Annotated in this window: 29 protein-coding genes; 14 read left to right on the forward strand and 15 right to left on the reverse strand. The window is 68.3% G+C overall.

Annotated features, from left to right (window positions below):
• Positions 1–46: 46 nt before the first annotated feature.
• Entirely contained in the window at positions 47–595 is a 549-nt protein-coding gene (locus tag DWG18_RS07890; protein WP_115646696.1) for a polymer-forming cytoskeletal protein, read from the forward strand.
• Entirely contained in the window at positions 592–939 is a 348-nt protein-coding gene (locus DWG18_RS07895) for a hypothetical protein (protein ID WP_115646697.1), read from the forward strand. The genes DWG18_RS07890 and DWG18_RS07895 overlap by 4 nt, the downstream gene beginning before the upstream one ends.
• A 15-nt stretch (positions 940–954) precedes the next feature.
• Here DWG18_RS07895 and DWG18_RS07900 read toward each other — a convergent pair whose 3' ends face one another.
• Genes DWG18_RS07900 through DWG18_RS07910 form a run of 3 tightly spaced genes read right to left on the reverse strand, consistent with a single transcriptional unit; the run spans position 955 to position 3,358 of the window.
• Positions 955–1,191: a DUF6587 family protein gene (locus DWG18_RS07900; RefSeq protein WP_115646698.1), complete on the reverse strand. Its 237-nt coding sequence runs from the start codon at positions 1,189–1,191 to the stop codon at positions 955–957.
• A 2-nt stretch (positions 1,192–1,193) separates the two neighbouring features.
• A complete protein-coding gene (feoB, locus tag DWG18_RS07905) occupies positions 1,194–3,065 on the reverse strand; it encodes a ferrous iron transport protein B (protein ID WP_115646699.1) in 1,872 nt (623 codons plus the stop codon).
• Positions 3,062–3,358: a FeoA domain-containing protein gene (locus DWG18_RS07910; protein WP_115648097.1), complete on the reverse strand. Its 297-nt coding sequence runs from the start codon at positions 3,356–3,358 to the stop codon at positions 3,062–3,064. Before DWG18_RS07910 ends, feoB begins: the two co-directional genes overlap by 4 nt.
• A gap of 119 nt (positions 3,359–3,477) precedes the next feature.
• On the opposite strand from DWG18_RS07910, the gene DWG18_RS07915 reads away from it, so the two are divergent.
• From DWG18_RS07915 to yeiP, 8 genes are all read left to right on the forward strand, one after another.
• On the forward strand, positions 3,478–4,263 hold the full coding sequence (locus DWG18_RS07915) for an enoyl-CoA hydratase-related protein (RefSeq protein ID WP_115646700.1): 786 nt from the start codon (positions 3,478–3,480) through the stop codon (positions 4,261–4,263).
• A gap of 10 nt (positions 4,264–4,273) precedes the next feature.
• Complete coding sequence (locus tag DWG18_RS07920) at positions 4,274–4,681, forward strand: VOC family protein (protein ID WP_115646701.1); 408 nt, start codon at positions 4,274–4,276, stop codon at positions 4,679–4,681.
• Complete coding sequence (locus DWG18_RS07925; protein ID WP_115646702.1) at positions 4,681–6,684, forward strand: acetyl/propionyl/methylcrotonyl-CoA carboxylase subunit alpha; 2,004 nt, start codon at positions 4,681–4,683, stop codon at positions 6,682–6,684. The genes DWG18_RS07920 and DWG18_RS07925 overlap by 1 nt, the downstream gene beginning before the upstream one ends.
• The gene (locus DWG18_RS07930) at positions 6,681–7,577 is read left to right on the forward strand and encodes a hydroxymethylglutaryl-CoA lyase (RefSeq protein WP_115646703.1); all 897 of its coding nucleotides are present in this window, start codon (positions 6,681–6,683) and stop codon (positions 7,575–7,577) included. Before DWG18_RS07925 ends, DWG18_RS07930 begins: the two co-directional genes overlap by 4 nt.
• The gene (locus DWG18_RS07935; RefSeq protein WP_115646704.1) at positions 7,574–8,065 is read left to right on the forward strand and encodes a GNAT family N-acetyltransferase; all 492 of its coding nucleotides are present in this window, start codon (positions 7,574–7,576) and stop codon (positions 8,063–8,065) included. Before DWG18_RS07930 ends, DWG18_RS07935 begins: the two co-directional genes overlap by 4 nt.
• Before the next feature lies 1 nt (position 8,066).
• Positions 8,067–9,353 carry an amidohydrolase family protein gene (locus DWG18_RS07940; RefSeq protein WP_115646705.1) on the forward strand — a complete coding sequence of 429 codons (1,287 nt, stop codon included), beginning with the start codon at positions 8,067–8,069 and terminating at the stop codon, positions 9,351–9,353.
• 72 nt (positions 9,354–9,425) lie between these two features.
• Positions 9,426–10,196 carry an SDR family NAD(P)-dependent oxidoreductase gene (locus DWG18_RS07945; protein ID WP_115646706.1) on the forward strand — a complete coding sequence of 257 codons (771 nt, stop codon included), beginning with the start codon at positions 9,426–9,428 and terminating at the stop codon, positions 10,194–10,196.
• Between the two features lie 12 nt (positions 10,197–10,208).
• Positions 10,209–10,775 carry an elongation factor P-like protein YeiP gene (gene yeiP, locus DWG18_RS07950; RefSeq protein ID WP_115646707.1) on the forward strand — a complete coding sequence of 189 codons (567 nt, stop codon included), beginning with the start codon at positions 10,209–10,211 and terminating at the stop codon, positions 10,773–10,775.
• A 189-nt stretch (positions 10,776–10,964) separates the two neighbouring features.
• Here yeiP and DWG18_RS07955 read toward each other — a convergent pair whose 3' ends face one another.
• Positions 10,965–11,540 (reverse strand): NUDIX hydrolase, encoded by a 576-nt coding sequence (locus tag DWG18_RS07955; protein WP_115646708.1) that lies wholly within the window; start codon positions 11,538–11,540, stop codon positions 10,965–10,967.
• A gap of 241 nt (positions 11,541–11,781) precedes the next feature.
• Between DWG18_RS07955 and DWG18_RS07960 the strand changes: the two genes are divergently transcribed.
• The 4 genes from DWG18_RS07960 (at position 11,782) to mtnC (ending at position 15,404) form a co-directional block, all read left to right on the forward strand.
• A complete protein-coding gene (locus tag DWG18_RS07960; protein WP_115646709.1) occupies positions 11,782–13,314 on the forward strand; it encodes an amino acid permease in 1,533 nt (510 codons plus the stop codon).
• A 102-nt stretch (positions 13,315–13,416) separates the two neighbouring features.
• Positions 13,417–14,085: a methylthioribulose 1-phosphate dehydratase gene (locus DWG18_RS07965; RefSeq protein ID WP_115646710.1), complete on the forward strand. Its 669-nt coding sequence runs from the start codon at positions 13,417–13,419 to the stop codon at positions 14,083–14,085.
• The gene (locus tag DWG18_RS07970; RefSeq protein ID WP_115646711.1) at positions 14,082–14,639 is read left to right on the forward strand and encodes an acireductone dioxygenase; all 558 of its coding nucleotides are present in this window, start codon (positions 14,082–14,084) and stop codon (positions 14,637–14,639) included. Before DWG18_RS07965 ends, DWG18_RS07970 begins: the two co-directional genes overlap by 4 nt.
• 69 nt (positions 14,640–14,708) lie before the next feature.
• Positions 14,709–15,404: an acireductone synthase gene (mtnC, locus tag DWG18_RS07975; RefSeq protein ID WP_115646712.1), complete on the forward strand. Its 696-nt coding sequence runs from the start codon at positions 14,709–14,711 to the stop codon at positions 15,402–15,404.
• A 7-nt stretch (positions 15,405–15,411) separates the two neighbouring features.
• On the opposite strand, the gene DWG18_RS07980 is transcribed toward mtnC, so the two are convergent.
• From DWG18_RS07980 to DWG18_RS08030, 11 genes are read right to left on the reverse strand one after another with little or no spacing between them, the layout of a single operon-like run.
• Positions 15,412–15,990 (reverse strand): YdeI/OmpD-associated family protein, encoded by a 579-nt coding sequence (locus DWG18_RS07980; RefSeq protein WP_115646713.1) that lies wholly within the window; start codon positions 15,988–15,990, stop codon positions 15,412–15,414.
• Complete coding sequence (locus DWG18_RS07985; RefSeq protein ID WP_115646714.1) at positions 15,987–17,585, reverse strand: calcineurin-like phosphoesterase family protein; 1,599 nt, start codon at positions 17,583–17,585, stop codon at positions 15,987–15,989. Before DWG18_RS07985 ends, DWG18_RS07980 begins: the two co-directional genes overlap by 4 nt.
• A gap of 48 nt (positions 17,586–17,633) precedes the next feature.
• Positions 17,634–18,254 (reverse strand): bifunctional phosphoribosyl-AMP cyclohydrolase/phosphoribosyl-ATP diphosphatase HisIE, encoded by a 621-nt coding sequence (gene hisIE, locus DWG18_RS07990; RefSeq protein ID WP_240318488.1) that lies wholly within the window; start codon positions 18,252–18,254, stop codon positions 17,634–17,636.
• Complete coding sequence (gene hisF, locus DWG18_RS07995; protein ID WP_115646716.1) at positions 18,247–19,020, reverse strand: imidazole glycerol phosphate synthase subunit HisF; 774 nt, start codon at positions 19,018–19,020, stop codon at positions 18,247–18,249. Before hisF ends, hisIE begins: the two co-directional genes overlap by 8 nt.
• On the reverse strand, positions 19,014–19,769 hold the full coding sequence (gene hisA, locus DWG18_RS08000) for a 1-(5-phosphoribosyl)-5-[(5-phosphoribosylamino)methylideneamino]imidazole-4-carboxamide isomerase (protein ID WP_115646717.1): 756 nt from the start codon (positions 19,767–19,769) through the stop codon (positions 19,014–19,016). The genes hisF and hisA overlap by 7 nt, the downstream gene beginning before the upstream one ends.
• Positions 19,766–20,365, reverse strand: coding sequence for an imidazole glycerol phosphate synthase subunit HisH (gene hisH, locus DWG18_RS08005; protein WP_115648098.1), 600 nt, complete (start codon positions 20,363–20,365; stop codon positions 19,766–19,768). Before hisH ends, hisA begins: the two co-directional genes overlap by 4 nt.
• Entirely contained in the window at positions 20,362–21,486 is a 1,125-nt protein-coding gene (hisB, locus tag DWG18_RS08010) for a bifunctional histidinol-phosphatase/imidazoleglycerol-phosphate dehydratase HisB (RefSeq protein WP_115646718.1), read from the reverse strand. Before hisB ends, hisH begins: the two co-directional genes overlap by 4 nt.
• Positions 21,483–22,559, reverse strand: coding sequence for a histidinol-phosphate transaminase (gene hisC, locus DWG18_RS08015; protein ID WP_115646719.1), 1,077 nt, complete (start codon positions 22,557–22,559; stop codon positions 21,483–21,485). The genes hisB and hisC overlap by 4 nt, the downstream gene beginning before the upstream one ends.
• On the reverse strand, positions 22,556–23,854 hold the full coding sequence (gene hisD / locus DWG18_RS08020; RefSeq protein ID WP_115646720.1) for a histidinol dehydrogenase: 1,299 nt from the start codon (positions 23,852–23,854) through the stop codon (positions 22,556–22,558). Before hisD ends, hisC begins: the two co-directional genes overlap by 4 nt.
• Positions 23,851–24,759: an ATP phosphoribosyltransferase gene (hisG, locus tag DWG18_RS08025; protein WP_115646721.1), complete on the reverse strand. Its 909-nt coding sequence runs from the start codon at positions 24,757–24,759 to the stop codon at positions 23,851–23,853. Before hisG ends, hisD begins: the two co-directional genes overlap by 4 nt.
• A complete protein-coding gene (locus tag DWG18_RS08030) occupies positions 24,756–25,082 on the reverse strand; it encodes a YerC/YecD family TrpR-related protein (RefSeq protein WP_115646722.1) in 327 nt (108 codons plus the stop codon). The genes hisG and DWG18_RS08030 overlap by 4 nt, the downstream gene beginning before the upstream one ends.
• Between the last annotated feature and the right edge of the window lie 18 nt (positions 25,083–25,100).

The raw sequence follows: 25,100 nt of genomic DNA on the forward strand, positions 1-25,100 counted from the left end.
TCGCGTGATAGGCTCGGTTTCCTTCCCGCCCCCGAGGGACCTACCGATGGCAATTTTTCCGAACACGAGCGCCAACACCAAGCGCGACACCCCGCAGCCGGAGACGGCGCTGGGCAAGGATCCTTCGCCGAACGAGTTCTCGTTCGCCACCACGCCGGCCACGTCACCGGTTGCAGCGCCTGCCGCCGCTCCGACACCCTCCCGCGCTCCGGCACGTCAGGTGCAGGAGTCGCTGATCGCGTCCGACCTGTCGATCGAAGGCAAGATCAACGGCGCGGGCAGCGTGCGCGTCGCGGGTCGCTTCACCGGCGACATCGCGGTGGAAGGTGATCTCACCATCGAAGTCGGCGCGCGCGTCAACGGCGGCGTCAAAGCGCGTCGGGTGATCGTCGCGGGCGAACTCGAAGGCAATATCGAGTCGGCGCAGCGCGTCGAAGTCGTCGAAAGCGGCTCGATGGTCGGCGACGTCAAGGCCGGCACGGTCACCGTCGCACCGGGCGCACGCATGCGCGGCATGGTCGAATTCGGTTGGGACGACGCGAACAACGGTCGCAAGCCGAAGAACGACAAGACGGACGCCGACAGCGCCGCATGAGCGCTGTTCGGCCCGGCACGCCGGGTGCGACACGGACCTGTCCGCACTGCAGGACGACCATCCTCGAAACCGCGAGCGTCTGCCCGGGGTGCAAGCATCATTTGCGCTTCGATGCGCCCAAGGAGAAGGAGCGCACGACGTCCCTGTCGGTCGAGGGCGCACTCCGCTCCGACCGGCCCGGCGAAGCGGTCGAGTACACGATGGTGCTCGTGATCCGTAACGAGCGCGGCGAGGAAGTCGATCGCAAGGTCGTCGGCGTCGGCGCGCTCGAAGGCACGCAGAGCCGCACCTTCAGCGTGTCGGTGGAAACGAACGTGGTGCCGGCTAAGGGCCGGCGCCGCTGATTCTGCGCGGGTAATTCAGCGCTTCGGTTCGCAGCTGTTGCAGCTGCCGCAGGCGTCCTGGGCGCGCGGCACGGGCGCAAGCCGGCGTCCCCACTTTTCCAATCTCGGCGATCCGCTGTCGACCATGCGGATCGCGACCCAGCCGCGCAGGCGTCGTGCCGTGCCCGGGAAACGCGTACGGAATACGTAGACCGCGCTCGCGATCACCGCGAGCGCGACGATGATTTCCTGAAGCGTGCGGCCCGCGTCCATGGTCATCCGCCCAAGCGGACCGCGATCTGATAGGTCAGCAGCGAAGCGACGTACGCGAGCCCGAACAGGTAGCCCGCGGCAATGCCGACCTGCTTCCACGAATTCGTCTCGCGGCGGATCGTGGCGAGCGTGGAGATGCACTGCGGTGCATAGATGTACCAGACGAGCAGCGACAGCGCGGTCGCCAGCGACCAGCCGTGCGCGATGATCGGCGACAGCGAATCGGCGGCGTTCGGATCGTTGGCATTGGCCAGCGCGTAGACCGTGGCAAGCGACGACACCGCGACCTCGCGCGCTGCCAGGCCAGGCACCAGCGCGATGCAGATCTGCCAGTTGAAACCGAGCGGCGCGAAGACGGATGTCATCGCGTGACCGATGCGACCGGCGAAGCTGTAATCGATCGCCGAGCCAGTGAAGCCCGCGGGCGGCGACGGGAACGTCAGCAGCACCCACAGCAGGATCGTGAGCGCGAGGATGATGCCGCCGACGCGCTTGAGGAAGATCGACGCGCGCTCCCAGAGGCCGATCGCCAGGTCGCGCGGATGCGGAACGCGATACGACGGCAGCTCGAGCATCAGCGGATGCTCGCCCTTGTCGCGACGCCATTTCTTCATCACCCACGCGACGCTAAGCGCGCTGAGGATGCCGGCGACGTACAGCGCGAACAGCACAAGGCCCTGCAGGTTGAGCACGCCGAACACCTGGCGGCGCGGGATGAACGCACCGATCAGCAGCGCGTACACCGGAAGGCGCGCCGAACACGTCATCAGCGGCGCGACCAGGATCGTCGCCAGTCGATCGCGCGGATCCTGGATCGAACGGGTCGCCATGATGCCGGGGATGGCGCAGGCGAAGCTCGACAGCAGCGGAATGAACGAGCGTCCGGAAAGTCCCGCTGCGGCCATCGTGCGATCGAGCAGGAACGCCGCGCGCGGGAGATAGCCGGACTCCTCGAGCGCGAGGATGAAGAAGAACAGGATCAGGATCTGCGGCAGGAACACGACGACACTGCCCGCGCCTTTGATCACGCCGTCGGCAAGCAGGCTGGTGAGCGGCCCGGCCGGCAGCGTCGAGCTGACCCAGCCGGCGAGCCATGTCGTGCCCGCGTCGATGAGATCGGCGACCGGCGTCGCCCAGACGTACACCGCCTGGAAGATCAGGAACATCACCGCGACGAACGCGAGCAGGCCGACCACCGGATGCAACAGCCAGCGATCGAGTGCGTCGTCGATCTCCGCGGTGCGGCGCGGCATGCGCACGGCGGCTGCGAGGATGGCGCGCGTCCGGGCGTGCAGCGCGTCGACGTCCGTCGCGCTCGCACCCGCGTTGTGCATGTCGACCGGCGGCATCGCCGCGCCGTTGCGATCGATGACATCGACCAGCGACTTCGCGCCACCGCTGCGCACCGCGATGGTCGGCACCACCGGTACACCGAGCTCGCGCGCGAGCACGTCGAGATCGACCTCGATGCCGCGACGCTTGGCGGCGTCCATCATGTTCACCGCGACGATCATCGGCCGGCCGAGCTCGCGCACCTCCAGCGCGAACCGCAGATGCAGGCGGAGATTCGTGGCATCGACCACGCAGACGATGACGTCGGGTGCCGCTTCGCCGGGATAGAAGCCGCGGCAGACGTCGCGGGCGACCGCCTCGTCGAGGCTCGCCGCCTGCAGGCTGTACGCGCCCGGCAGATCGAGCACCACGTATTCGCGGCCGGACGGCGCGGAGAAACGGCCTTCCTTGCGCTCGACCGTCACACCCGCGTAGTTCGCCACCTTCTGGCGGCTGCCGGTCAGGCGATTGAACAGCGCCGTCTTGCCGCAGTTCGGATTGCCGACCAGCGCGAGTCGCAGGGTTCCGGCCTCGGCGCTCATGCCTGCACGGCCTCGGGTTCGACTTCGCGCTCGGCCGGCGTGCTTCCGACGATCGCGGTCGGCAGGCGGACGGTGACGCGGTCGGCTTCGCGACGACGCAGCGCGAAGCGCGTGAAACCGACCTGCACCAGCAGCGGCTCCGCACCGATGGGTCCGGCCGCCATGACCTCGACCGCCTCGCCGCCCACGAAGCCGAGCTCGCGCAGGCGGCGCGCGATGGCGTCGTTGGGCATCGCGTCCTCGACGGCAAGCACCGTCGCCGCAGTGCGGAAAGGCAGCTCGGACAGTTTCACGACGCGGCGTCGACCCAAATGGGAATTGTTCTCATTCTAGCACCGCCACGGCCGCCCCGAGGCTGAAGGGACGCGCAAGCGACCGGCTATCATCGAGTGCTCCCCGCCAACCGCCGCCCATGAGCCATCCCCTGCTCCACCTGCGCGAGGGCGCCGTTGCCCGCCTGAGGCTGAACCGGCCGCAGCTGCACAACGCCTTCGACGCCACGGTGATCGCGGCACTGACCGGCGCGCTCGAGGCGGTGGGCAGCGATGCGGGCGTCCGCGTGGTGGTGATCGAGGGCGAAGGCCCGTCGTTCTCCGCCGGCGCCGACCTGAACTGGATGCGTGGCATGGCCGCCGCGAGCGAGGCCGACAACCGCGCCGATGCGCTCGCCCTCGCCCGCCTGATGCGCACGCTCGACGAGCTGCCCAAGCCGACCATCGCCCGCGTGCACGGCGCGGCGTTCGGCGGCGGCGTCGGACTGGTTGCGTGCTGCGACATCGCGATCGCCACGTCGAACGCGAAGTTCGGCCTGACCGAGAGCAAGCTCGGCCTGTTGCCGGCTGTGATCTCGCCCTACGTCGTCGAAGCGATCGGCCCGCGCGAGTCGCGTCGCTGGTTCGCCACCGCAGAGCTGTTCGACGCCACGACCGCGCATCGCATCGGCCTGCTGCACGACGTCGTCGACGACGAAGCGGCGCTCGACGCCGCCGTGCAGCGCCAGATCGACCTACTGCTCAAGGCGGGCCCCGTCGCCGCGGCGGAAGCGAAGTCGCTGGTGCGCCGCGTCGCCTCGCACACCGATCGCGACCGCCACGACTCGGACAACGCCGATCTCATTGCGCGCCTGCGCGTTTCGCCCGAGGGCCAGGAGGGCCTCGGTGCGTTCCTCGACAAGCGCAAAGCCGCCTGGTGCACCTAAGGACATCCGCATGATCGACCACGTCGGCATTTCCGTCCGCGACTACGACCGCAGCCGCGCGTTTTACGAAGCGGTGCTCGCGCCGATCGGCGCCGGGCTGGTGATGGAGATTTCGGCCGCAGTTACCGGCAACGGAACGCGTCACGCGGGTTTCGGGCGCGACGGCAAGCCGACGTTCTGGATCGGCGATCGCGCCGATGCCAAGTTCACGCACGACGGTCTGCATCTCGCGTTCGTCGCCGATTCGCGTGCGGCGGTCGATGCCTTCCATGCCGCGGCGATCGCAGCCGGGGCGACCGATAACGGCGCGCCCGGTATTCGCGCGCGCTACCACCCCAATTACTACGGCGCGTTCGTGATCGATCCGGACGGCCATAACGTCAAAGCGGTCTGCCACCGCCCGGAAGCCTCGTCCTGATGTTCGACAAGATCCTGATCGCCAATCGCGGCGAGATCGCCTGCCGCGTCATCCGCACCTGTCGCGCGCTGGGCATCCGCACCGTCGCCGTATATTCGGATGCCGACGCCGACGCGCAGCACGTGCGCCAGGCGGACGAGGCGTATCGTATCGGCGGGCCGCGTCCGCAGGAGTCGTATCTCTGCGGCGACGTGATCCTCGATGTCGCGAAGAAGTCCGGCGCGCAGGCGATCCATCCGGGCTACGGCTTCCTGAGCGAGAACGCGGACTTCGCGGACGCCGCGGAAGCCGCGGGCCTCGTCTTCATCGGTCCGCCCGCGGCATCGATGCGCAAGATGGGCAGCAAGGCCGGCGCGAAGGATCTGATGCAGGCGGCCGGCGTGCCGGTGGTGCCCGGCTACACCGGCGAAGACCAGTCGAACGAGACGCTGCAGCGCGAAGCCGATCGCATCGGCTATCCGCTGATGATCAAGGCGGCGCACGGCGGCGGCGGCAAGGGCATGCGCATCGTGCGCACGTCCGATGAGTTCCTGCCGAACCTTGAAAGCTGCCAGCGCGAGGCCCGCAATGCGTTCGGTCGCGATCGCGTGCTACTCGAGCGCTACATCGAGAAGCCGCGCCACATCGAGATCCAGGTGTTCGCCGACGCGCACGGCACCACGCAGCACCTGTTCGAACGCGAATGTTCCGCGCAGCGCCGCTACCAGAAGGTGCTGGAGGAATCGCCCTCGCCGTTCCTGACGCCCGAGCTGCGCAATGCGATGGGCGACGCCGCGGTGCAGGCGGCGCGCGCGATCGACTACGTCAACGCCGGCACCGTCGAGTTCATCGTCGGGCAGGACGGCGGTTTCTATTTCATGGAGATCAACACGCGCCTGCAGGTCGAACATCCGGTCACGGAGATGGTGACGGGTCTCGACCTCGTCGAATGGCAGCTGCGCGTCGCCGCCGGCGAACACTTGCCGCTTGCGCAGGACGCGCTGCGCCAGAACGGCCATGCGATCGAAGTGCGCCTGTATGCGGAAGATCCGGACGCCGGTTTCCTTCCGGGTTCGGGCCGTCTCGACCGTCTGCGTCTTCCGACCGCTTCGCCGGGCGTGCGCGTGGATTCCGGCGTCGTCGAAGGCGACACGGTCACGATCTTCTACGACCCGATGATCGCCAAGCTCATCGTGCACGGCGCGGATCGCGCGCAGGCGCTCGCGCGGTTGCGCGCCGCGCTGGCGGAGTGCGAGATCGCCGGACCGAAGTCGAACATCGAGTTCCTCGAACGCCTCGCGCCTCATCCGGCGGTGGTGAACGCCACGATCGATACGGGCTATCTCGACCGCCATCTCGAAGAATTCCTGTCGAGTCCCGCCGACGACGACCGGCGACTGTTCGTCGCGGCTGTCGTCGCGCGACTGATCTCGCACGAACGCGGCGCACGTGGCTGCAACGCGGCGTCGAACGATCCGACGTCGCCGTGGGCGATTCCGGATGGCTGGCGTACCGGTGGCGCGGCACTGTCGCGCATCGCCGTCATGCATCGCGGCGAGCGCGTGGTGCTGCGCGCCGGCGGTCACAGCGGGCACTACGGCATCGAACACGCCGGTCGCATCCATGCGATCGAAGGCGCGCGCATCGAGGACGGCGCGCTGAGTTTTCGACTGGACGGCGAAGCCATGCGCGTCACCGTCGGTGGCGAGCGCGGCCACTGGAGCGTGCATGACGGCGTGCATCGCCTGGCGCTTGCTGCCGCACCGCTGCATGACGAGCACCACGGCAGCGTGGAAGGCGGCGCCGACCGCGTGGTCGCACCGATGCCGGGCCGCGTCGTCGTCGCCCGCGTGCAGCCGGGCGATGCGGTGAAGTCCGGCCAGGAAGTAATGGTGATCGAAGCCATGAAGATGGAGCTCAGCCTCAAGGCGCCGCGCGATGGCGTTGTTGCGGAGGTTCGGGGCGTGACGGGCGATTTCGTCGAAGCCGATGCCGCGCTGGTGGTGCTGGAGCATCTGGAATGAGCGACTTCGTCCGCATCGTCGAAGTCGGCCCGCGCGACGGGCTGCAGAACGAGAAGGCGATCATCGCGACCTCGGACAAGATCGCGCTGATCGACCGTCTGTCGGCAACGGGGCTGTCGGTTGTCGAGGCGACGAGCTTCGTCAGTCCGAAATGGGTGCCGCAGCTCGCTGATGCCGCGGACGTCTATCGCGGCATCACGCGCCGCAGCGGCGTCGACTACCCGGTGCTGGTGCCAAACCTGCAGGGCTACGAACGTGGCCGCGAGGTCGGCGTCAGCCACATCGCCGTTTTCACCGCGGCCTCGGAAGCGTTCAACCGCGAGAACATCAATGCCTCCATCGACGAATCGCTGGAGCGCTTCGCGCCGGTGATGGAGCGCGCGAAGGCTGACGGCGTGCGCGTGCGTGGCTACGTATCGACGGTGCTGGGCTGCCCGTACCAGGGGGAAGTACCGTTCGCGGACGTGGTGCGCGTCGCCAAGGCGTTGCACGCGATGGGCTGCGAGGAAGTGTCGCTCGGCGACACGATCGGCGTGGGCACGCCGGGGAAGGCGCGCGACATGCTGCGTGCGGTCGCGAGCGAGGTGCCGATGTCGGCGCTCGCCGTGCATTTCCATGACACCTACGGCCAGGCGCTGGCCAACATCCTCGCCTGTCTCGAGGAAGGCGTACGCGTGGTCGATTCCGCGGTCTCCGGCACCGGCGGCTGCCCCTACGCGAAGGGTGCGAGCGGCAACGTCGCGTCGGAGGACGTCGTCTACATGCTGCACGGCATGGGCATGGCGACGGGCGTGGATCTCGACGCCCTGATCGATACCGGCCGCTGGCTCGCCGCCCTGCTCGGCCGTGAGACGTCAAGCAAGGTGACGCGCGCGAAGGGCGCTGTCGCATGAAGTCGGCCGACTACACGATCCGCCCGATCGAACAACGCGATGACGTCGCGATGGCGCGCATCATCCGCACCGTCATGCCCGAGTTCGGCGCCTGCGGTTCGGGTTTCGCGATCAATGACCCGGAAGTCGACTGGATGCAGCGCGCGTACTCGGCGCCGCGCAGTGCGTACTTCGTGGTCGAAGTGGATGGCGAGATCGTCGGGGGCGGTGGCGTCGCACAGCTCGAAGGCGGCGACGCCGACACCTGCGAGCTGCGAAAGATGTATTTCCTGCCCCAGGCGCGCGGGCTCGGAGCCGGTGCGGCGGTGATGGAGAAATGCCTCGAAAAGGCACGCGAATTCGGCTTCAAGCGCTGTTATCTGGAAACGCTGACCGGGATGGACGCGGCGATGCGCCTGTACGAGCGCGCGGGCTTCCGCCGCATCGACACGCCGATGGGTGCGACCGGCCACGGCGGCTGCGACATCTGGTACCTCAAGGATCTCTGACATGAAGCGTCTGCTGGCTGCGGTGCTGTCGTTGGCGTCGCTCTCGGCGATGCCGGTGTCCGCGGACACGCTGCTGCTCGCACCGGCGCGCGTGTGGACCGGTGAGGGGGTTTCGCATCCCGGCTGGGTCGTGCTCGTGCGCGACGGCGCGATCGCGGCGGTCGGCCCCGCTTCCATGGTGACCGCGCCGACCGACGCGCGACGCATCGACCTGCCCGGCGCAACGTTGACGCCCGGCCTGATCGAACTGCATTCGCACCTGTTCCTGCATCCCTACAACGAGGAGAGCTGGAACGATCAGGTGCTGAAGGAGCCCGAGGCCTATCGCACGCTGCAGGCCGCGAAATTCGCGGGGGACACGCTGCGCGCGGGTTTCACCACGCTGCGCGATCTCGGCACCGAAGGCGCGGCATTCGCCGATGTGTCGCTCAAGCGCGCGATCGACGAGGGCCTGATTCCCGGTCCGCGACTATTCGTGTCGACGCGTGCGATTGTTGCGACGTCGAGCTACGGCCCCGGCCCGCGCGGTTTCCGTCCCGATGCCGATCTTCCCGGTGGCGCGCAGGAAGTCAGCGGCGCCGACGAGGCGATGCGCGCCGTTCGCGAACAGGCGGGTCGCGGCGCGGACTGGATCAAGTTCTACGCCGACTACCGCGTCGGCCCCGGCGGCACCGCGCAGCCGGCGTTCACCGAAAGCGAGATGAAGGCGATCGTCGAGGCCGCGCATACGGGCGGACGTCCCGTCGCCGCGCATGCCGCCACTGACGCCGGCATGCGCATGGCGGTCGAGGCCGGCGTCGACACCATCGAACACGGCTACGGCGGCACGCCGCAGACGTTCAAGCTGATGCGCGATCACCAGGTCGCCTACCTGCCGACGCTGACCGCGGTCGAGGCGACCGAGACCTATTTCAATCACTACGTGCCCGGCCAGTCGGCGCCCACGCCGAAGATCGAGGAATCGCTGAAGGCGTTCCGTACGGCAATCGCGCAGAGCGTGACGATCGGCTGCGGCAGCGACGTCGGCGTGTTCCGCCACGGCGACAACTGGCGCGAGCCGGGGCTGATGGTGAAGGCCGGAATGTCGCCGGTCGACGCCATGCGTGCCTGCACATCGACGGCGGCGACGATCCTCAAGCAGCAGGATCGCATCGGCCGCATCGCAGTCGGTCTGCGTGCCGACCTCGCCGCGTTCGAAGGCGATCCGACCGTCGCCATCGACGCCCTGCGGAAGCCGGTGTTCGTCGCGAAGGACGGCGTGCCCTACCGCGAGCCCGGCGCGCCCTGAGGGCCGGCGGCGGGCGTCCCGAAGGGCCCAGCCGGTAGAATTGCCGGCTTTCCGGTACCCCGAGACATCGCCATGCAGATCTCCAACGCCCGCGCCGTCATCACCGGCGGCGTTTCCGGCCTCGGCTTCGCCGTGGCGCAGCGCATCGTCCGCGACGGCGGCCGCGTCGCGCTGTTCGACGTCAACGACGAGAAGGGCCAGGCGGCGGTCGCCGAACTCGGCGCGGACAAAGCGAAGTTCTTCCGCACCGACGTCACCGACGAAGCGGGCGTCACCGCGAACGTCGCCGCGGCGAGCGAGTTCCTTGGTGGCCTCAACGTAGCCGTGAACTGCGCCGGCATCCTCGGCGCGGGGCGCGTGCTCGGCAAGGACGGCCCGATGCCGTTGTCGCAGTTCCAGACCACGGTGATGGTCAACCTCGTCGGCAGCTTCAACGTCGCCAAGGCCTGCGCGCAGCTGATGCAGACCAACGAGGCCGGCACCGACGGCGAGCGCGGCGTGATCATCAACACCGCGTCGGTCGCGGCTTACGAAGGCCAGATCGGCCAGGCGGCGTATTCGGCGTCGAAGGGCGGCGTGGTCGGCATGACGCTGCCGATGGCGCGCGAATTCGCCCGTTTCGGCATCCGCGTGCTGACCATCGCGCCGGGCGTGTTCTGGACGCCGATGGTCGATGGCATGCCGGAGTCGGTGCAGCAGTCGCTCGCCGCGTCGATCCCGTTCCCGTCGCGCCTGGGCAAGCCCGAGGAATTCGCCGACCTCGCGGCCTACATCCTCGGCAATACCTACCTCAACGGCGAGACCATCCGCCTCGACGGCGCGACGCGCCTCGCGCCGAAGTAATCAGGAACCGCAATGAAGGCCTACGACATCAAGAAGGGCAACGTCGTCGAACACAACGGCGGCGTGTACCAGATCCGCGACATCGAGCGCAGCAGCCCACAGGGCCGCGGCGGCAATGTGCGCTTCCGCTTCACCATGTACAGCGTGCCGGGCGGCAACAAGCTGGACGCCTCGTTCGACGGCGACGACGACCTTCGCGAAGTCGATCTCGCGCGGCGCCAGGCCACGTTCTCGTACATGGACGGCGATGCGTTCGTCTTCCTCGACGACGAGGACTACACCCCGTACACGCTCGACGCCGACGCGATCGGCGACATGGCCGGCTACATCGTGCCGGACCTGTCGGGCTGCTACGTGCAGGTGATAGACGACGCGCCGGTCGGCCTGCAACTGCCGCAGACGGTAACGATGGAAGTCGTCGAGACGCCCCCGGAGCTTAAGGGCGGCACCGCGACGAAGCGCCCGAAGCCGGCGAAGCTGTCGACGGGGCTGGAGATCATGGTTCCCGAATACATCGGCAACGGCGAGCACGTGCTGGTGAACACGACGACGGGCGAGTTCGCGGGTCGCGCGGACTGACTACGCGCTATCCGGGACAACACGAAGGGCCGGCAGATGCCGGCCCTTTTCGTTGGTGCGGGGAGTCGCCGATCGGCCGACGCCGCGGTTCACGCAGGCGACGCGCATTCGCGAGGGCGATGACTCCGATATCGCGTCGCGAGGCCTATCGCGGAGGACGCGATTCGCCCGGCCGGCTACTGCCCGACGCTATGCGCCGTCGCGGATCAGCCATTTGCGCGACATGCGCTCGACCGACTCGTCGGTCGCCGGATCCGCGAGCAGTTCGCGGACGTCACGCCAGGCGAGGTCCAGCGATTCCTCGCTGACGACGAAGGCTTCGTCCTCGCCCGCGCGCACCACGAAGCGCACGTCGTAATGCCAGTGCGCCGGCACGTCGCCGCGCTCGGGGAGCCAGTGGCGGTCGAGGTCGAACAGGCCGGGCTCGAGCCTCAGCCCGCCGAGGCCCGACTCCTCCTCGGCCTCCTTCAACGCAACGCGGCCGAGTTCGACGTCGCCATCCGCATGCCCGCCGAGCTGCAGCCAGCGACCGAGCTTGCGGTGGTGGGTGAGCAGCACGCGCGCGCCGCTGCGATCGACCAGCCAGGCCGAACCCGTGAAATGCCCGGCGAGGCGCTCTCGCGCGAACGGCGCGCTTTCGAGGTCATGGAGCAGCTCGACGAAATGCGCGACGACGTGCGCCTCGTCCGGCCATCGGCGCGCGTAATCGGCGAGATCGTCGTGCAGCCGGGCGATCGCGGCGTGGTGGTCGGTGGAGGCGTCCATACGAGGCCGTGTTCTGGGTGCAGTGCAACATTATCCCCGTTCATCGTCTCGCCGGGCGAAACGTGACTTGTGTCCGCCGGGGGCGTGCAGCTAAGGTCGCGGGAATCCGGCCTGCCGGTAGTAACTCCATTGCTCGCGTTTTTCGACCATCGGCCGGGGGATGAACACCGGTGGCGGCGCCGAGACCAACCTTAGGAAGCGATTCATGGCAACCACCCCTGATAGAGGTTTGCTTTCGCGCATGCTCGCCCGAAAGAGCGTTGCACAGGTGCAGCGCGAGACGGAAACGAGCCAGCTCAAGCGAACCCTCGGTCCGTGGAACCTCGTGTTCCTCGGCATCGGCTGCATCATCGGCGCCGGCATCTTCGTGCGCACCGGCAACGCCGCGGCGTTGCACGCGGGCCCGGCGGTCCTGATCTCGTTCCTTGTCGCAGGCGTCGTCTGCGCGCTCGCAGGCCTGTGCTACGCCGAGCTGTCATCGACGCTTCCCGTTTCGGGCTCCGCCTACACCTACAGCTACACCACGATCGGCGAGTTCGCGGCGTGGATCATGGGCGCACTGCTGCTGCTTGAATACGGCCTCGCAGCGTCGGTGGTCGCGGTCGGCTGGTCCGGTTACGTGGTCAGTCTGCTGGCCGACTACGGTATCGTGATTCCGGCGGAATTTACGGGTCCGTCCGGCCATGCGCTGATACGCGACGGCGTACCTGTCCTAGACGCCACGGGACATGCCGTCACCACGCTCTTCAACCTGCCAGCATTTGTGATCTGCGCCGCCTTGGCTGCGCTGCTTGTCGTTGGCGTCTCCGAGAGCGCCAAGGTCAACAACATCATCGTCGCGATCAAGATGGCGGTGATCACGGCCTTCATCGTGATCGTCGGCTGGTACGTGATCCAGCATCTCGACACGCTGAAGGCGAACTGGGAACCCTTCATTCCGGCGGCGACCGGCCAGCAGGGCGAGTTCGGCTGGGGCGGCATCCTGCGCGCGGCGTCGATCGTGTTCTTCGCCTACATCGGCTTCGAAGCGGTGTCGACGGCAGGACAGGAAGCGAAGAATCCGAAGCGCGACATGCCGATCGGCATCATCGGCTCGCTTCTCGTCTGCACGATCCTCTACATCCTCGTGTCGATCGTCATGACGCTCGTCGTCAACTACAAGATGCTCAACGTGCCGGACCCGGTTGCGGTCGCGGTCGACGCCCTCGGCCCGCAATGGGCGTGGTTCGCCAAGATCATCAAGGCAGGTGCCATCATCGGCCTGACCTCGGTGGTCCTGGTGCTCATGTACGGCCAGACGCGCATCTTCTACACGATGGCGCGCGACGGTCTCCTGCCTCGCGTGTTCGCGACGATCCATCCGCGCTTCAAGACGCCGTGGGTCAACACCGTTCTGGTGGGCCTCATCACCGCCGCCGCCGCTGCGTTCTTCGACATCAACACGCTCGGCGATATGACCTCGGTCGGCACGCTTGCCGCGTTCGGCATCGTCTGCCTGTCGGTGATCTGGCTGCGTACCACCCATCCGGAGCTGCCGCGAGGCTTCCGCGTGCCGCTCTATCCGGTCCTGCCGGTGCTCGGCATCGTGGCGTGCTTTGCGCTCATCTTCACGGTCGAGACGCGCGTGCTGGTGTTCTTCGCGTGGTACACGATCGCCGCGATCGTCCTCTACTTCGTCTATGGCCTGCGTAACTCGCAGCTGGGCAAGGGACAGGCGCCGCTCGAGGGACCGGAGCTTCCGGAATTCCCGGAAGACGCCCCGGACGCCCGCTGAGGGTCCGGTAGTTGGACGAAACGGCGCGGGCAACCGCGCCGTTTTCGTTTCTGGCGCCGCACCGTTTCACGACGGAAACGCCCGCTGTCCTAAACTGCACGCATGACGAGCGCCCTCCCCTTTGATGCCACCCGCCTCGCGCAGTGCGCGGACGAGATCATCGTCAACGTGCGCGAACTGGCGGCACGCGGCTGGACCCCCGCGACCAGTAGCAACTTCTCCCGGCGCATGGACGCCGAAAACGTCGCCATCACGGTCTCTGGCCGCGACAAGGGCCGGCTGGTCGAAGCCGACATCATGGTCGTGGACCTCGACGGCAATCCCGTCGCGACCACGCAGAAGTCGTCCGCGGAAACGCTGCTGCACACGCAGCTCTACAAGCGTTTCCCCGACGTCGGCTGCGTGCTGCACACGCATTCGCTGAACCAGACCGTCGCCTCGCGCCTGTATGCGGCCGACGGCGCGATCCGCCTCGAAGGCTACGAGCTGCTCAAGGCCTTCACCGGCAACATTACGCACGACACCTCGCTCGACCTGCCCGTCCTGCCCAACTCGCAGGACATGCCCGAACTCGCCGCGCAGGTCGAACGCCTGCTGGACGACGGCCCGATGTGGGGCTACCTCATCGACGGCCATGGCCTGTACGCGTGGGGCCGCGACATGCCCGAGGCGCGTCGGCACCTCGAAGCCTTCGAATTCCTTATCACCTGCGAGCTCGAGTTCCGCCGCCTCGGCACCTCGTCCGCCGCACTGTCCCGGAGCGCGCCGTGAGCCGCCTTCGCATCTTCAACGAGTCCACGCCGGACCAACCCGAATTCGTCGCGACCGAACTCGAAGCGATCGCCGAAAAGCTCGCGCCGATCGGGGTGGGCTTCGAGCGCTGGGAAGCCAGCAAGCCGATCCAGCCCGGCGACGCGCACGACATCATCCTCGACGCCTACCGCACCGATATCGATCGCATCGTCGCGGAGCGCGGCTTCAAGACGGTCGACGTGGTGAGCATCGCGCCGGACAACCCGAATCGCGACGCCATGCGCGCGAAGTTCCTCGACGAACACTTCCACAAGGAAGACGAGGTGCGCTTCTTCGTCGCCGGCTCGGGGTTGTTCACGCTGCACGTCGACGGCAAGGTCTACGAGATGAAGTGCGAATCGGGCGATCTGATCTCGGTGCCGGATTCGACGCTGCACTGGTTCGACATGGGGCCGGAGCCGAGCTTCGTCGCGATCCGTTTCTTCACCGAGCCGGACGGCTGGATCGGCCATTTCACCGGCGCCGACATCGCGCAGAAGTTTCCGCGGTACGAGCCGGGCCAGGCCGGATAATCCCCGGCCGCGTCACCGACAGGCCCGGCTCCGCGCCGGGCCTTCGCGTTTCCACTTCGGAGTTCCGTCATGCCCGTCCGCGCGATCCTCACCGATATCGAAGGCACCACCAGCAGCATTTCCTTCGTCAAGGACGTGCTGTTCCCGTACGCGCGTCGCGCGCTGCCGGGCTTCGTGCGCGAACACCGCAATGAACCCGAGGTGCGACGCTGGCTGGACGCCGTTGCCACCGAACAGGGCGGCATCTGCAGCGACGACACGATCGTCGAAGTGCTGCAGGGCTGGATCGACGAGGACCGCAAGCACACGGCGCTGAAGGCGCTGCAAGGCATGGTCTGGAACGCCGGCTATCGGAATGCCGACTTCACCGCACACATGTATCCAGACGCGGCGACCGTTCTCCGGGAATGGCATGACGCGGGGTATCCGCTGTACGTGTATTCGTCCGGGAGCGTGCCGGCGCAGAAACTTTTCTTCGGCCACAGCGATGCGGGGGACCTGACCCCCCTCGTTTCGGATTGGTTCGACACCGAGATCGGTGGCAAGCGCGACGCCGACAGCTATCGCCGCATCGCCGAGCGCATGGGCATCGCGCCCGGCGACATCGTGTTCCTGTCCGACGTCGTCGAGGAGCTCGATGCCGCGCGCGAGGCGGGTCTGCAGACCGCACTGCTCGATCGCCGCCAGGACTATCCGCAGCCGCGCACCGGCGAGGCGACGCACGGCCACCGCCGCGTGGAGACCTTCGCCGACATCGGTCTCTGACCGTGGCTCAGTGCAGCGTTTCGCCGCGCAGCATCATCTCGACGAACTGACGCGCCTTGGCCTTGCGCGTTTCTGCGCGCTTGGCGGTCTGCACGCGCCAGCAGAACGCGTAGCGATTGGCGCTCGATAGCGCGTCGAACACGCGTTTGGCGGCAGGCGAATCCGCGAGTGCCTCGGCAAGTTCGTCGGGCACCGTGCGCGACGATGGGCCGCTGTACGCCCGATCCCAGCGCCCGTCAGCCTTCGCCGCGTCGACTTCGCGCTGTCCCGCAGGGCGCATTCGACCCGCTGCAGTCAGTGCGGCGACCTTGTCGACGTTACGGCGCGACCACAAGCTTCGCGCTCGCCGCGGCGCGAAGCGTTGCAGGAACCAGTCCGCATCGAGCGCGCGCTTCTGGCCGTCGATCCAGCCGTGGCAAAGCGCGACGTCCAGCGCCTCGTCGTAAGTCACCGTCGCGATGCCACTCGCGGCCTTCGCAATGCGCAACCACAGACCCTTCGACTCCCCGGCCGCCTCGATCCAGCGTTCGAACGCCGGCGCGTCGACGAAGGCGTGGATGGGGAGGTCATCGGGCATCGACGTCATGGCGCGGCGTCTTCGAGGCGATACGTCGCTTCGCCGCGCTGCTCGCCCTGCCACTGATCGAAGGTGCGCACTTCGACGCGATGCGCACCGATGCCCAGCGTCGTCGGCAACGCGCCGCGCCAGAGATGCGTCGACGGCTGCGCTTCGGGCGAGCGGTCGTAGCCCCGCAACGCCGGCGCCTCGTCGTCGCGTACGTTTTCCGCGAGCAGCCATGGGTCGGCCTGTTCGACGCGCTTCATCGGCATCCAGTCCCCGCCGTCGACGCGGAAGTCGGCGCGTTGGGTCGGTGTCGCCATCCAGATATTGGCGAACACCCCCCACGCCGGATACGCGCCACGACGCAGCACGCGCGGTGCGTGCACGCGCATGGCGCGCGTGAGTTCGCCGGTGTCGGCCGTGACGCCGGCCGGCTGCCACGAAAGGCGGTAGGTGCCATCGCGCGCGACGACGAGGCGCGCGGTGCCATTGGGAGTACCGTCCGCCATCGTCGAATCCGGTACACCGTCGGCGTTCTTCGCGCCGGACCAGTAGGCGCCGCATGCCGCTCCCGCGTTGTATTCGTGCAGCAGCGAGGCGCCATGCCATCCGGTGGTGGCGTCGTGGAAGAACTGGCGCTGCACGTGCCCGTGGCCGCTCAGCACGAGTACGCGCGGGACGTCCTTGAGCAGCGCGAACAGGCGCTCGCGATCGGCGGTGCGGAACGTCTCGCCGCCATCGGGAAACAGCGGAATGTGCACGGCGATGACGAGCAGGCGCCGGGCGTCATGCGTGGGCAGGTACTGCGCGAGGAAGGCGAACTGATCGTCGCGCAGGCCGCCGACGTACGCGGGTTTCCGGCCGGGTTGCGAGATCACGTCGTCGAGCACGACGAAGTCCGCCTGCGGCTCTTCCCACGCGAACGTGTCCGGGCCGAACTGCTGGCGGAACGTCGACAAGGCTTCACTGTCGACTTGCGCGTCGGGATCGACGTCATGGTTGCCGGCGACATGCAGCCACGGCGCACCCAGTCGCGTCGTCACCGCGGTGATCGCGGGATAGAGCGACAGGTCGTCGCTGGTGACGTCGCCGAGCGTGAGGCCGAGATCCGCCGCCGGCTTGCCATCCCGACGTCGCAGCGGCTCGACGATGTCGCGTGCGTAGTAGCCGACGTCGACCTGCGACTTGGTCTGCGTGTCCGAGAACACGAGTACGTCGAGATCACCCTTGCGCGTGGGGGTGCGCCGGAGGCCGAACGACGGGCACGTCGTGCCCACATCGCGCAGCCCGCCGTAGCGCAGTGCGTGCGCACTGATCGGTGGCGTATGCGCCCAGAACAGCGGCAGGCCGTCGGCGCGACGCGGCACGTCGTAACCCGCGGGCTTGATGACGAACAGCGTGCGGCCGGGCGATGCGTCGAGCGTGAAGCGCCCGTCCTTGCCCGTGGTCGCGATCTCAGTACCGTTCGACACGCGGATGCCCGCTATGGCGGGCTCGCCTGCGTCGCGGCGGGCGTTGCCGTTGCGATCCTCGTACACCGCACTGTCGCAGGTCGACGCTTGCGCATGCGACCACGAGGCGAACGCGAGCAGCGCGGCGGCGACGAACGAACGGGTCATGGCGGCCTCCGGGTCGAGGCCCAAAGCCTAGCAGCTGGTTTCGCTGGACTACTTCGCGGGTGCGTGGCGTGCACGCAGCACGTCGACCGCATCGGCGAGCGACAGCCCGCGCGCGCGCAGCAGCACGACCAGGTGATACAGCAGGTCCGCGGATTCACCGAGCAGTGCGTCGTTGTCCTGCGCGACGCCCGCGAGCGCCGTTTCGACGCCCTCCTCGCCCACTTTCTGCGCAATGCGGCGGATGCCGGCATCGAACAGTTTCGTGGTGTAGCTGCCCGCCGGTCGCTCGATCGCGCGGCGTTCGACGACGTCGTCGAGTTCCGCAAGGAAATCACCCGGTGCGTCAGGAAAGCAGCTTGCGCGTTCGAGATGACAGGTCGGGCCGCGCGGGTGCGCGAGCAGCAGCAGCGTGTCCGCATCGCAGTCGAGCCGCAGGTCGACGACGTCGAGCACGTGGCCCGAGGTCTCGCCCTTGGTCCAGCGACGCTGGCGCGTGCGGCTGTAGAAGGTGGCCTGCCGCGTAGCCAGCGTATGCGCGAGCGCGTCGCGATCCATCCAGCCGACCATCAGGACGCGCAGCGTACGCGCGTCCTGCACGACCGCGGGCAGCAGGCCATCCTGCTTCACCCAGTCGACCGCTTCGAGATCGAACGCGATGGGCTCAGACACGACGCACCTCGATGCCGGCGTCCGCCAGGCCACGCTTGAGGTCGGGAATCCGCAGGGTGCCGGAATGGAACACGCTGGCGGCGAGTGCGCCATCGACGTCGGCGTCGCGGAAGACGTCGGCGAAGTGCGATGCCGCCCCCGCGCCACCCGATGCGATCAGCGGTACGTTCGAGACGGCGCGCGCCGCCTGCAGTTGCTCGATGTCGTAGCCGGTTCGCACGCCGTCGCTGCCCATGCAGTTGAGGACGATCTCGCCCGCGCCGCGCCGCTGCGCTTCGGCGATCCAGTCGAGCGTGCGACGCGCGAGCGCCCGCGTGCGCGACAGATCGCCGGTGTATTGGCGCACCCGCCACTCGCCGTCGTCGTCGCGCAGGCTGTCGATGCCCACGACGACGCACTGCACACCGAAGGCGTCGGCGAGCTCATCGATCAGTTCCGGTCGTTCGAGCGCCGGCGTATTGACGGAGATCTTATCGGCGCCCGCATGCAGCGCCGCGCGTGCATCGTCGACGCTGCGAATGCCACCGGCGACGCAGAACGGGATATCGATCAGGCGTGCCACGCGTTCGACCCAGCGGCGATCGACCGTGCGGCCCTCGGGGCTTGCCGTGATGTCGTAGAAGACCAGTTCGTCGGCGCCTTCGTCGCGATAGCGAAGCGCGAGTTCGACGATGTCCCCCATGTCGACGTGATCGCGGAAGCGCACGCCCTTCACGACGCGACCGTCGCGGACATCGAGGCACGGGATGATGCGCCGGCTCAGCACGGCGCCGGCTCCGTCGCTGCTGCGATCGCGTCGTCCACGGTGAGTCGCCCTTCCAGCAGCGCCTTGCCGAGCACGATGCCGGCGCATCCCGCGTCGAGTGCTGCACGCACGTCCGCCGCCGATCGCGCGCCGCCGGACGCCTGGACGCGCAGCGAGGGCGCACGCGCGATCAGCGCTTCGTACAGCGACAGATTCGGGCCCGCCAGCATGCCGTCGCGCCCGATGTCGGTGCAGAGAAGGTGCCGCAAGCCGGCCGTCGCATAGAGATCGATGAGGTCGAACAGGTCGACGCCACCGTCGTGCGTCCAGCCTTCCGTGGGCAGCGTCCAACCTGCCGCCGATTCGCGCGTGTCGAGCGCGATGGTCAGGCGGTCCTGACCGAAACGCGCCATCCAGCTCGCGACGGCCTGCGGCTGCCGGACGGCCAGCGAACCGATGACGACGCGATCGGCGCCCGCGTCGAGCAGGCGCGAGACGTCGTCGGCCGACCGCACGCCGCCACCGGTCTGCACGCGCAGGCCGGTCGAGGTGCCGATGCGCGTCAGCAATGTCTGGATCGAGTAGCCGCCGTCGCGCGCGGCATCGAGGTCGACCAGGTGCAGCCACGTCGCGCCGGCCCCCGCATAGCGCTCGGCGACCGCGAGCGGATCCTCGGCATAGCGCGTCTCCTGCGCGTAATCGCCCTGACGCAGGCGGACGACGCGGCCGCCGCGCACGTCGATGGCCGGGTAGACGGTGAAGTCGCTCATGCCGGCACCTTCAGGAAATTCTCGAGTACACGCGCCCCGACGTCCGCGGAGCGCTCCGGGTGGAACTGCGCGCCCATGTGACGGCCGCGACGCACGACCGCGGCGAAGCGTTCGCCGTGCGTGCAGGTGGCGATGGTGTCGTCGGTGACAGGCGCCGCGTAGCTGTGCACGAAGTACGCGTGCGAGCCGTCGTCGATACGGTCGACCAACGCGTCGTCGGCGACCCGCTCCAGCGTGTTCCAGCCCATGTGCGGCACGCGCAGGCCCGGTGCGCCTGGGAGTTTGCGCACACGTCCCGGCAATAGGCCGAGGCAGTCGACCTCGCCCTCCTCCGACGATTCGAACAAGAGCTGCATGCCGAGGCACACACCGAGCAGTGGCTGGCGCAGGCTGCGCACGCAGTCCACAAGTCCCAGCTCACGCAGGCGCGCCATGCCGGCCGCGGCAGCGCCCACCCCGGGCAGTACGACACGGTCTGCCGACGCGATGTCGTTCGCGTCCGCACTGAAGCGCGCGTTCACGCCAAGGCGTTCTAACGCGTAGCGCACGGAGCCGATGTTCGCGCCACCGGCATCGATCAGCACGACGTCCATCAGAGCGTGCCCTTGGTCGACGGCAGTTCGACGCCGCTGCGTGCGAGCGCGGGGCGCAGGGCGCGCGCGACCGCCTTGAAGCAGGCCTCGACCTTGTGGTGGTCGTTGTCGCCGCGCACGCGCAGGTGCAGGTTCAAGCCCGCGGTCTCGCACAGCGAGCGGAAGACATGCGGGACGAGCTCGGTCGGCAGGTCGCCCACGCGCTCGCGTCGGAAGTCGCCGTCGAAGACGAAGAGCGGACGGCCGGAGAAATCGAGCGCCGCGGTGGCGATGGCTTCGTCCATCGGCAAGGTGAACGACCACGTGGTTGCGCCGCCTTCGCCCGTCGCCTCGACCCCGGCCGCGCCGTAGCGCCCGATGCCGCGTTTGTCGCCGAGCGCTTCACGCAAGGCCTGGCCGAGTGCGAGTGCGCAGTCCTCGACGGTGTGGTGTTCGTCGATCTGAAGATCGCCCTCGCAGCTCAGCGACAGCGCGAAGCCGCCGTGTTTTCCGAGCTGCTCGAGCATGTGGTCGTAGAAGCCGAGGCCCGTGCGGACGCGAGGATCAGCGACGCGATCGAGGTCGATGTCGACGGCAACCTTCGTTTCCTTGGTCGCGCGCTCGACTCGCGCGGTGCGCGGCGCGTTGACGAGCTCGTGCGCGATGCCCGCCCAGTCCCACTCGCCACCGAACTGGGGCGTGCGCAGCTGGAATGCGCGAATGCCGAGGTTGTCCGCGAACTGCACGTCGGTCGGACGGTCGCCGACCATGGCCGAGCGCGACCAGTCGATCGAGCGATCCTTCAGGTAGCCCGTGACGAGGCCGATCTGTGGCTTGCGCGTCGGCGAATTCTGCGAGGGAAAACTCGTATCGATCAGCACGTCGCGAAAGCGGATGCCCTGGCTTTCGAACAGCTGCATCATGAGATCGTGCGGGCCGTCGAACGATTCGCGCGGATAGGCGTCGGTGCCGAGCCCGTCCTGGTTGGACACGATCACGAATTCGTAGCCCGCATCGCGCAGGCGAAGCATCGCCGGTACGACGTCGCGAACGAAGCGTAGCTTGTCGAAGCGGTCGATCTGGAAGTCGGACGGCTCCTCGATCAGCGTGCCGTCGCGATCGACGAAGAGGATGGGCGTGCTCATGCGAAGACGCCTGCCAGCACGGCGATCACGCGATCGTTCTCGTCGGGGCGGCCGACGGTGATGCGCAGCGCGTCGTCCAGCCCCGGCTGGGCACGCACGTCACGAACGACGACGCCGGCCGACAGCAGGGCGTCGAACGCCACCTGTGCGTCATCGAAACGCACGAGGAGGAAATTCGCGACCGACGGATAGACGCGTCGCACGCCCGGCGCGTCGCGCAACGCATCCGCCAGCCGCGCGCGCTCGCCGAAGCACTCGCGCGTTCGCGCTTCAGTGCGCGAGAGCGGCCCGTCGCCGAGTGCGCGCTCGACCAGCGCCACGCATGGCGCGGGCAGCGGATAGGGCGCTTGGCAGCGGCGCAGGACGACGATCAGGTCGGCGTCACCGATGGCCACGCCCAAGCGCACGCCGGCCAGCGCGTGCGCCTTCGACAATGTGCGCAGCACGACGATATTCGGACAGGTCGCCAACAGCGATACCGCGGACGGCGTGGGCGCGAATTCCTGGTAGGCCTCGTCGACGACGACCAGCGCACGGCCTTCGAGACGCGCCGCAAGACGTCGGACATCGTCCAGCGGAACGGCTCCGCCCGTCGGGTTGCCGGGCGAACAGAGGAACACCAGCGTGGCGCGCGAGGCGAGCGCCGCGTCGGCGACCGCATCGACATCGCAGTGGAAGTTCGCACCATCGTCGATCAACGGCACCTCGACAACGCGCGCGCCCTGCAGCCTGGCGCTCACCGCGTACATGCCGAACGTCGGCGGCGTGGTGACGATCGCGCCCTGCCCCGGCATGCACAACGCACGCACCAGCAAGTCGATCGCTTCGTCGCTGCCGCGGCCGGCGATCAGCTGGTCCGGGCGGCAACCGTACAGCGTAGCGAGGCGCGTCCGCAGCGCTTCCGGCTGCGGGTCGGGGTAGCGGCGAACGATGTTGGCGTCGTCGGCGACGTTCGGCCATGCCGATTCGTTGGCGTTGAGCCAGACGTCACCGACGAGGCGATCGCTGCGCGCGGAGCGATAACCAGCGAAGTCGCGCAGGTCCGCGCGCACGAGGTCGATCGGCGCACTCATGCCAGCGCTTCCAGACGGAGTGCGACCGCGCGACGGTGTGCATCGAGCCCTTCGGCGGCAGCCAGCTCGACGGCGCAGGGACCGATCGCCGCGAGTCCGTCACGCGCGACTTCCTGCACCGTCATCGCGATCTGGAAGCTGGCCACGCTCAGGCCGCCCGTGTAACGCGCCGCGCCGCCGGTGGGGAGCACATGGTTGGTGCCGCTGCAGTAGTCACCCAGTGCTTCCGGCGCCCAATCGCCGAGAAAGACCGAGCCCGCGGCCTCGACGCGGCCCAGCCAACGCCGCGGCTCGCGTAGCGCGAGGATCAGGTGCTCCGGCGCGTAGGCATTGCTGACGTCGAAGGCGTCGTCCAGCGTGTCGACCTGGATGAGCCGCGACGCTTCCAGCGCGCCGCGGGCGATCTCGGCGCGCGGCAGACATTCGAGCTGACGTTCGATTTGCGAGGCGACGTCCGCCAGCACGCGCGCGTCGTCACTGACCAGGATCACCTGCGAGTCGCGCCCATGTTCGGCTTGCGACAGCAGATCGGCGGCGACGAACGCAGGATTGCTGCCGCCGTCGGCGATCACCAGCACTTCGGATGGACCGGCGGGCATGTCAATCGCCGCGCCGCCTTCGGTCATCGCGACCTGGTGCTTGGCTTCCGTCACCCAGCCGTTGCCCGGGCCGAACAGCTTGTCGCACTTCGGCATCGACGCCGTACCGAATGCCATCGCAGCGATCGCCTGCACGCCGCCGAGCGCGAACACGCGGCGGATACCGCATTGCTGCGCCGCATACAGCACAGTCGGATCCACGCTGCCGTCCGCGCGCGGCGGCGAGCACAGCACGACGTCCGCGCAGCCCGCGCGTTGCGCCGGCACGCCGAGCATCAAGGCCGTCGACGGCAACGGCGCGGAGCCGGCAGGCACATATAGACCGACACGACGGATCGGACGCAGCACGCGTTCGCAGCGAACACCGGGCGCGGTGTCGACCACGACGGGCGCGGACATCGAAGCCTCGTGAAACGCACGAATGCGCGCAGCAGCGTCGTCGATCGCCCGCTTGAGCGCGGCCGGCACTGCAGCTTCGGCCGCCGCGAATGCGGCAGCATCGACTTCGAAGCGTTCGAGCGCGATACCGTCGAAACGCGACGTCAGCGCACGAAGCGCGACATCGCCGTCGCGTCGCACCTGCGCGATGAGGTCTGCGACGGACGCACGCACGTCGTCCGCTACCACCTGCGCGGGGCGACGCAGCAGCGCGTCACGCGCGGCTGCATCTAGCTCGGACCAGCGCACGCGCTTCATGCCAGCATGCTCTCGACCGGCAGCACCATCAGGCCCTGTGCGCCGGCGCGCTTGAGGTCTTCGAGACGCTGCCACGTCAGTCGTCCGTGGCAGAGTGCCTGCAGCGCGAGACGATCGGCGCCGTCGACCTGCAGCACCGTCGGCGACTCGGCATCCGGCAGCAGCGGAAGCAGGCGCGGGATCGCAGCGCGTTCGGCCTGGAACATCAGAAGCCGGCTGTGACGCGTGCGCAGTGCTCCGTCGAGGCGGCGCAGCAGCAGTTCGGCCAGCAGCGCGCGTTCACCCTCGAATTCGGCGACCGGACCCGCCAGGACGGCTTCGCTGTCGAGCAGCGTCGTCACGGGCTTGAGCTGGTTCGCCGCGAGCGTCGCGCCGCTGGATACGAGGTCGCAGATGAGGTCGGCCTGGCCGAGGCGCGGCGCGATTTCGACCGAACCGGACAGCGTGACGACATCGGCGTCGATACCCTGCTCCGCGAGCCAGTTGCGCAGCAGCGACGGATAGCTGGTCGCGATGCGTCGATTCGCGAGTTGCGCGGCGCCGCGCCATTCCCAGTCATCCGGTACCGCAAGCGCAAGACGGCAGCCGCCGAACCCGAGCGGCACGAATTCGCGGAACGCGGGCGCGACGCCGCTCTGTCGACGATCGAGATCCTGTTCGGCCAGGACATTGCGGCCGACGATGCCGAGATCGCACACGCCGTCGGCAATAAGGCCCGGGATGTCGTCATCGCGCACGAGCAGCAGGTCGATCGGCAGCGCTTCGCCGTAGCAGAACAGGCGGTCGCGGCTCTCGCGCCAGCTCAGGCCGCAGGCGCCAAGCAGCGCGCGCGCCGGGTCGGCGAGGCGACCGGATTTCTGGATGGCGATGCGCAGGCGATCACGGGACTCGTTGGAGGGGCTCATGCGTTTTCTTTTCGGGGCTTGCGGGCGAGGCGTTTGGTGGCGATGCGATAGCCGCCCGTGCCGTGTTCGAGGGTTCGGGCGACGCGCCCGATCGTGGTGACACTGACCTTGGTCTCGTCGTGGATCTCGCGATACGGCACGCGGTCCTGCAGATAGGGCACGACGCGCCAGCGGTCGCTCATTGCTTCGAGCTCGGCCGGCGTGCAGAGGTCTTCGAGGAAGGCGAGCACCTCGTCGCCCGTGCGCAGGGTGGCGAACGCCTCGGCGAGGAGTTCCAGGGACAGCTGCTTTTCGGCGTCATCGAGCGGCGGGCGTCGCTTCATCGGTCGCACCAATGTATT

It is taken from the genome of Lysobacter sp. TY2-98 (assembly GCF_003367355.1).
Taxonomy (GTDB): Bacteria; Pseudomonadota; Gammaproteobacteria; order Xanthomonadales; family Xanthomonadaceae; genus Cognatilysobacter.